The sequence below is a fragment of the Bacillota bacterium genome (assembly GCA_024655925.1).
Taxonomy (GTDB): domain Bacteria; phylum Bacillota; class DTU025; order DTU025; family JANLFS01; genus JANLFS01.
This window is the reverse complement of the sequence record JANLFS010000134.1, coordinates 1-6,565: the sequence shown is the minus strand read 5'-3', so window position 1 is coordinate 6,565 and position 6,565 is coordinate 1. Positions and strand designations below refer to the sequence as shown.

The window sequence follows — 6,565 nt, the reverse complement described above, 5'->3', positions numbered from 1 at the left end:
TTCAGATACCTCTTAAGTTCATTGATGCAAATGGAACGATTGAGCACCAATGGAGACTGGGCTTCAAGCACGCTTCAACCAAAGCATTCGTCGCGAAATGGTCAGCCCCTACCTAACGTTTAGCCTACATGCCAAGAACCAACTCCTTCACTGTAAGCTGCGTGTTGTAGGGGCGCATGCCACTGTCAAGGCTGCTAGCGAAGCATCGGTAGAAACTCAGCCTCCCCCTCGCCGATCTTGGCCGCGGTTCTTGGGTCGATCCCGAGCCGCTCCGCGATCTGCTTGTAGTAGAGGCCTTCGTCCCTAAGCTGTCGAATCTCCATTAGCGTCCTACCTCCAATCGTCATATTGGCACCTCGCTCTTGTCGGAAGCTGAAGTGCCCTTCGACGGCGAGGTAGGACTCTCATCTCCGGCTACATGAGTCTCCGGTGAAAAACTGCATTTTCTGCCGGCCCTTTATTACAAATCTCCCCGGCCATTAACTACATTTTCGGCGGCCATTAATTGCATTTAACTGCCGTTCTTGGCAGACAGGCGTCCCCACGACTCGCATTCGGGAGCGCTCGGAAGTGTTCTTGCGGAAGCATCCCGATGACTACATCGCCCGGAAGCGGAATAACCCGATCACAGCATGAGCACGCACACTGCCCCGACCTCGTCGAGAGGTGAACTCTCACGATTCGTGCCGGAGATCGCCCGAATATTACGGCAAGTTCCCTGGCACTTGTGCAGGGTACGAAGGACTGCACAGCGAACACGATTCCCTATCTCAGCTCACGCGGGAGTTGAGTCCGATATAGTGCTCTAAAAGGGCCTTTTAGCTGCGGCAGAGGGTATGGAAAGGCCATCGGTTCTCTAGTAGAATTGGAGTTGAACACAACCAATTATCTACAGGAGGAGAACCAATGGCCACCTATGAGATTACCATATCCGGTGAGCAATTGCACGGTCTTTTTCAGGAGGACCGGGGCCTGGCCGAACTTGTGGAGGCAGCCCTCAATCAGGTCCTTCGGGCTGAAGCCGCCGAACAGCTCAAGGCCGAGCCCTATCAGAGGACCGGCGAACGGGTGGGGTACCGTAACGGGACCAGGGAGCGGCCCCTAACGACGCGCGTAGGCTCAATCACTCTCGAAGTTCCGCAATTCCGGGAAGGCAAACTTGAGACCGACTTGTTCAAACGGTACCAGCGAAGCGAACAGGCTCTGCTCGGCGCTTTCATGGAGATGGTGGTAAACGGGGTGTCCAACAGGAAGGTTAAGAGAATCACCCGAGAGCTATGCGGCACCGAGTTCTCGAAGTCAACGGTATCGGATTTGGTTAAAGAGCTCGATCCGACAGTGCGGCAGTGGAACGAACGGAGCCTGGGGCAGGAGCCGTATCCGTTCGTGATAGCCGACGCTATCGTCATCAAGGTTCGCATAGGAGGCCGGGTGAGGGCGCAAAGCGCGCTCATCGCTACGGGAGTCAATTCCGCAGGGATGCGGGAGGTCCTCGGCCTTAGGCTTGCGAACAGCGAAAGCGAAGACTCGTGGTCCGAGTTCTTCTCCTGGCTGAAGGCAAGAGGGCTCTCCGGCGTGGATCTTGTCGTCTCTGACAACCACGGAGGCCTGGTAAACGCGGTGGCCGCGCAATTCCAGGGAGCGTCGTGGCAGCGGTGCCAGACCCACTTCACGAAGAATATCCTAGACGCGTGCCCCAAGGCGCTTCAAGGCCCGCTGCACGCACGGCTCCGGCTCCTGTTCGAGGCGCCCGACATGAACACCGCCAGGGGACTGCTTGAGGGATCGCCGAGGACTTCGCGGCCCGGGCTCGGGGCGCGGTGGACAGGCTGGAACAAGGGTTTGAGGATGCGACGGCGGCAATGGCCCTTCCTGAGTGCCTGCGCAAGAGGCTTCGCACCAGCAACAGCGCCGAGCGGCTCAACGAAGAGATCAGAAGGCGAGAGCGGGTCATCCGCATATTCCCCAATCCTGACTCGGCCCTGCGGCTGATAGGAGCTGTATTGATGGAGATAGACGAGGCATGGTCCACAGGGCGGCGGTATCTGAACATGGACGAGTACTGGGCCTGGAAGCGGGCTGTGCAAGAGGGCCAGGCAGAGCCTCTTTCGGATGCGGCGGGCCGTGCTGCATAACGGTTCAGGCCGCGCATTCCAAGCCGATGGCCCACGCCCGCTTCGGCGCAGGCCCGGAGGCAAGCTCGCGGCAGTCCCTTGCAGTTCGGCCTCAAGCGGCGCTTGCCGCGGGGCCGAGCCGGAGTACAATGCCCATTCGGCTTGGGAGGAATGTACAATGTCTACGGAAGGACCCTGAATAGCAATACATAGCATGAATAGGCAAGAAGGCGTAATCTATTACTCAAGCGAGCTTGCGTCATTCGTCTACGCGAGAACCGTATTTTCAGCGCAAAACGGACGTTGCCCCACGCGGGGAAGATTCTGAAGGAGGGAATGGCATGAAGTCCTTCGTGAGAATGCTGCTTGTCATGGTTGCGCTGGTAGCTCTGGTGGTTGGCGGCGTAGCGGCGCGCGAAGACAGCACCATAGGTACGACAGTTGACTCCATGAGACAACAGATTATCGACATCGCGAAGTTCATCCATGCGAATCCGGAATCTGGCAACCAGGAGTTCAAGGCGGTTGAGCTTCTTACCAAGACCCTCGCTGAGAACGGCTTCGTCATTGAGCAGGGAGTCGCCGGACTCCCCACCGCCTTCGTCGCCACCTACGAGAACGCGGGCGGCGGCACTGCGATTTCGTTCATGGCCGAATACGATGCTCTGGAGGGGCTGGGCCACGGCTGCGGCCACAACCTGATCGCCGCATCTTGCGTTGGCGCGGCGATAGCCCTGTCCAAGAACCTGGGCAACACCCCCGCGACCGTGATCGTCTTCGGGTGCCCTGCCGAAGAGACCACCTCGGGCAAGCTCCCAATGGCAGCTGCCGGCCTGTTCAACAGGGCCGATGTCGGCTTCCAGATGCATCCGGGAAACAGCGTGATCGGCAGCTACACCCTCGCACTGAACCTGATGGACTTCACTTTCGAAGGCAAGGCCAGCCATGCGGCGTCCGCCCCTTATGAGGGACGAAGCGCGCTTGACGCCGTCATGATGCTCTTCAATGGCATCGAGTACATGCGCGAGCATGTCAAGCCGGACGTCAGAATCCACGGCATAGTCACCAACGGAGGCCAGGCTGCCAATATCGTCCCGGAGACTGCAGCCGCTCGCTTCTATGTACGCAGCATGGAACGTCCTTACCTTGACAGCGTAGTGAAGCGCGTTCATACGATTGCGGAGGCCGCGGCCATGGCCACCGAGACCAAGGTGACCATCACCCCGATTAAGCAGTATGACAACGTAGTAAACGTCCCGAGCTTCATGAAGCTAATACAAGACAAGGCGAAGGACTACGGCATGGGCGAGATGCCCTTTGCCACGCCCGGCGGCGCTGCGGCCTCGACCGACTTCGGCACTGCCTCGAGCACCATCCCCTGCGTCATGTTCTCCCTGCCCGTCGTGGCCACCGGCTCCGTGGCAGGCCATTCCCGGGACATGGTCGCCGCCTGTGCCTCCGAGTTCGGCCTCGAGTCCGCCGTGATCGCATCGAAGATCATGGCAGATGCCGGCCTCGAGCTGATCAACAACCCGGAGATGCTCAAGACTATCAAGGCAGAGTGGGAAGTCGTGAAGGCTGGCAGCTGAGCGTGATGCGTCAGCACAGAAACTGAAACGTTACTTAGCCTACTTCTAATCCGTGGGCCGCTGGTTCGATCCCAGCCAGGCGCGCGATATTATACCCTTGAAGGCTGGGGCTTCAGGCAACTGGGCGGTCCGGCATAAAGCTAATTGCGGCGTTCTGCAAACGGACCTGCAAACCACGATGTCTTTCAGAATAGATGGCACACCAAGGATAACGCCCGGGCGGCAGCCCGGGCGTCGTGTTAGGCAAGACTACTCTGACCGTCGGTTCTGCAGTTGCCGCCCGTTCGTTTCAATGCTCGACGTGAGGCTCTCCGTCTATGCGTGCAGGTCGTGATTCGCGCGAATCTGTCGCCGGAACTCCGCCGCTGATCTCGCATCAAGAATCGCCGATTGAAAAGCACCATCTGTTTTGGCTTACTCCACGAATCTGGGGTCTATCACGGCGGGAGCCCGCAAGTCTGTGGGCTAAATCCGGAAGATCGGTCATAAATGGGGGCTATCCGCTCGCTCGGGCTGGCGTGCCCAGAGAGAGCCTCGGGGAAGCGTTGCCGATCGGACAGCCCAATGCGCGTAGCTCGGCATACGTCCTCAGGCCTCGCAGTGCGGGCGCGCCCAGCGGTTGCTGGCTTCCGGATGCCCCAAAAATGACCGCTACATCAGCAACTGCAGCCGAAGATGGACGCTGATTTGCACGTAGCCCACAAATGTGGGGTGTGGGCAAAACGCGGGCTGGCGTCCGCCAGCGTGGCAGCCGGGTCGCTTGCCTGTGGGCGATACTGCACATTCCTTCGAACTGCTCTGCAAACATGGGAGCCGTGACAGAGGGTTTACATCGGTTGAGGAGGCGCTCGGGCGCCTCCTTTGGAGCGCGCCTTTGGTGGTTGCGCACCTGGCATCGATATTCCAAGAGGAATGCCACAGGCTGCGCGAATTACACATTGGACACTTGCCTCGGTTCCCGCATCCACTCCTTTCGCGGACCGTGCACGCAATCTGAAGAGCTAGGTAGGCTGCTAGTATGGAATGCTCAATAGTGGGGCTTCTCATAATATCTGCTATCATCCAATTGAGCATCGGCATCTACGTGATGATTCAAGGCAGACGACACAAGAACGTGTGGTTCTCTTGCTTCGCCATTGCTGCATCTGTGTACTCCCTGGGTTATGCCTTCGAGCTGACCGCACAGTCGGTGAATGAAGCCCTAGCCTACCTCAGAATCGAGTACCTAGGCATAGCTTTCTTGCCCACGTTCGGAATCCTGATGTCCCTTGAGTTCACAGGCAACTACTGGCGCATCAGTAGAAGAGCCGTAATCGCCATGCTCGCCTTCTCGGCGCTGACCCTCACGGTCATGTACACTACCAACCTCCACCACCTGTATTATGCTAACCTCTCGCTTGCGAACGCGGGCGGGCTGACGATAACTCAGATTACGCGCGGCCCTTGGTACATGGTATCGATGGTATACACAGTCTGGCCTTTGCCGTCAGCGTGGTTGTGGTCGCCTGGTCAATGATCACTGCGCCAGCCGATCTCAAAGCTGAATACTGGGTGTTTCTAGCAGGTTTCCTCCTGCCGGGAGTTGACAGCATCACGTATTTCGCCGGGTTTGGCCCGCATGGCATATACCTTGCTCCTTACTGCTTCATGGCCACGAACGTGCTGTTGCTCATCGGATTGAGCCCGAATCAGCTGTTCGAGCTGGTGTCGCTGGCCAGGAACAAGGTCTTCGACGGCATGGACGATGTTGTTGTGATCATCAATAGGAACAACCGGGTCATCGATTACAGCCAATCCCTCAACCAGATCGTCCCTCACCGGCGAAAGGATCACGTAGACGAGCATCTGTCTACACTGTTCAAGGCTCACCCTCGAGTCGCGGGGTTCGCTATGGCGCATTCCGACGGTGAGGCCAGCATTGCGCTGGATGATGGTTCAGGCCGCGTCTTCAAGGCGCGCATTCGCACCATACGACGCAGGGACAGAGGCATGCTCGTCAAGTACCTAACCATGACCAACATCACGAAAGAGATGACCATGGTTCAGGCTATGAACGATCTTGCCAATATCGATGCGTTGACCGGCATTGCCAATCGTAGATCGTTCTACAACCAGATGGAACGGTTCACGGACACGCAGCAAGCTGGTAGTATCATCTCTGTGATTATGTTGGATGTCGACCATTTCAAGACCGTGAATGACACCTGCGGGCACAAAGCTGGCGACACGCTGCTACGAGAGATCGCGTCTGTGCTCGAACAGAGTATACGCGCTCAAGACATCCTCGCACGATACGGAGGCGAGGAGTTCATCATAGCTGTTCCCGGCATAGGCGCGGATGATGCTGTGGCGCTGGCAAGAAGGCTTTGCGAGAGAATAGATGCCTTCGAAGGGATCCGCGAGGGGCAGTCAGTCAAAGTCACCGCCAGCTTCGGTGTAGCATGCGACACCATACGTCCAGCCTTTGACGTGGAACTCCTCATCAAGAACGCAGACGCTGCGCTATACGGGGCCAAGAATGCAGGACGAAACCGGGTCGTGTTCAGCGCGGCACAACCTGACTAAGCCTGTTCTCCCCAAGCCGCCCACAGAGCAAGCGTTCCTGCTGTCACCGGAATGATTCCGTAGAGGTGCGTTCCTGGGTTTGGGCAGGGATATACTCCTCCTGCAGCGAATGATGGAGTAGACCCCCTACACCCCCATCGAGACTATCTTCCCCCCGGGCTTGTCCACGGGATCCCCGCTCAGCGCGCCGAGGATGCCTTACAAGCCACGTTCCGTGTCCGAGCCACCCCATTCCCTACCGGGCCCGAGATTGCCGCCTCTTGCAGGGCGAATAGGAAGTCCGAGATTCTACCGGCG

The 6,565-nt window shown here is 58.0% G+C and carries 4 protein-coding genes and 1 pseudogene; 4 read left to right on the top strand and 1 reads right to left on the bottom strand.

Annotation, left to right across the window (positions count from 1 at the left end; genetic code table 11):
- Positions 1-194: 194 nt before the first annotated feature.
- Positions 195-323: a hypothetical protein gene (locus tag NUW23_14565; GenBank protein MCR4427382.1), complete on the bottom strand. Its 129-nt coding sequence runs from the start codon at positions 321-323 to the stop codon at positions 195-197.
- 583 nt (positions 324-906) lie between these two features.
- On the opposite strand from NUW23_14565, the pseudogene NUW23_14560 reads away from it, so the two are divergent.
- The 4 genes and pseudogenes from NUW23_14560 to NUW23_14545 all read left to right on the top strand — a co-directional run bounded on the left by NUW23_14560 (position 907) and on the right by NUW23_14545 (position 6,268).
- Positions 907-2,135, top strand: a pseudogene (locus tag NUW23_14560) (IS256 family transposase).
- Between the two features lie 320 nt (positions 2,136-2,455).
- Positions 2,456-3,703, top strand: a complete 1,248-nt coding sequence (locus NUW23_14555; protein ID MCR4427381.1) for a M20 family metallopeptidase — start codon at positions 2,456-2,458, stop codon at positions 3,701-3,703.
- 1,033 nt (positions 3,704-4,736) lie between these two features.
- Positions 4,737-5,219, top strand: coding sequence for a hypothetical protein (locus NUW23_14550; GenBank protein ID MCR4427380.1), 483 nt, complete (start codon positions 4,737-4,739; stop codon positions 5,217-5,219).
- On the top strand, positions 5,216-6,268 hold the full coding sequence (locus NUW23_14545; GenBank protein ID MCR4427379.1) for a GGDEF domain-containing protein: 1,053 nt from the start codon (positions 5,216-5,218) through the stop codon (positions 6,266-6,268). The genes NUW23_14550 and NUW23_14545 overlap by 4 nt, the downstream gene beginning before the upstream one ends.
- Positions 6,269-6,565 lie beyond the last annotated feature (297 nt).

Coding starts and splice junctions, on each gene's coding strand:
- NUW23_14565 (MCR4427382.1), bottom strand. CDS start 323: ATGGAGATTCGACAGCTTAGGGACGAAGGCCTCTACTACAAGCAGATC.
- NUW23_14545 (MCR4427379.1), top strand. CDS start 5,216: ATGATCACTGCGCCAGCCGATCTCAAAGCTGAATACTGGGTGTTTCTA.
- NUW23_14555 (MCR4427381.1), top strand. CDS start 2,456: ATGAAGTCCTTCGTGAGAATGCTGCTTGTCATGGTTGCGCTGGTAGCT.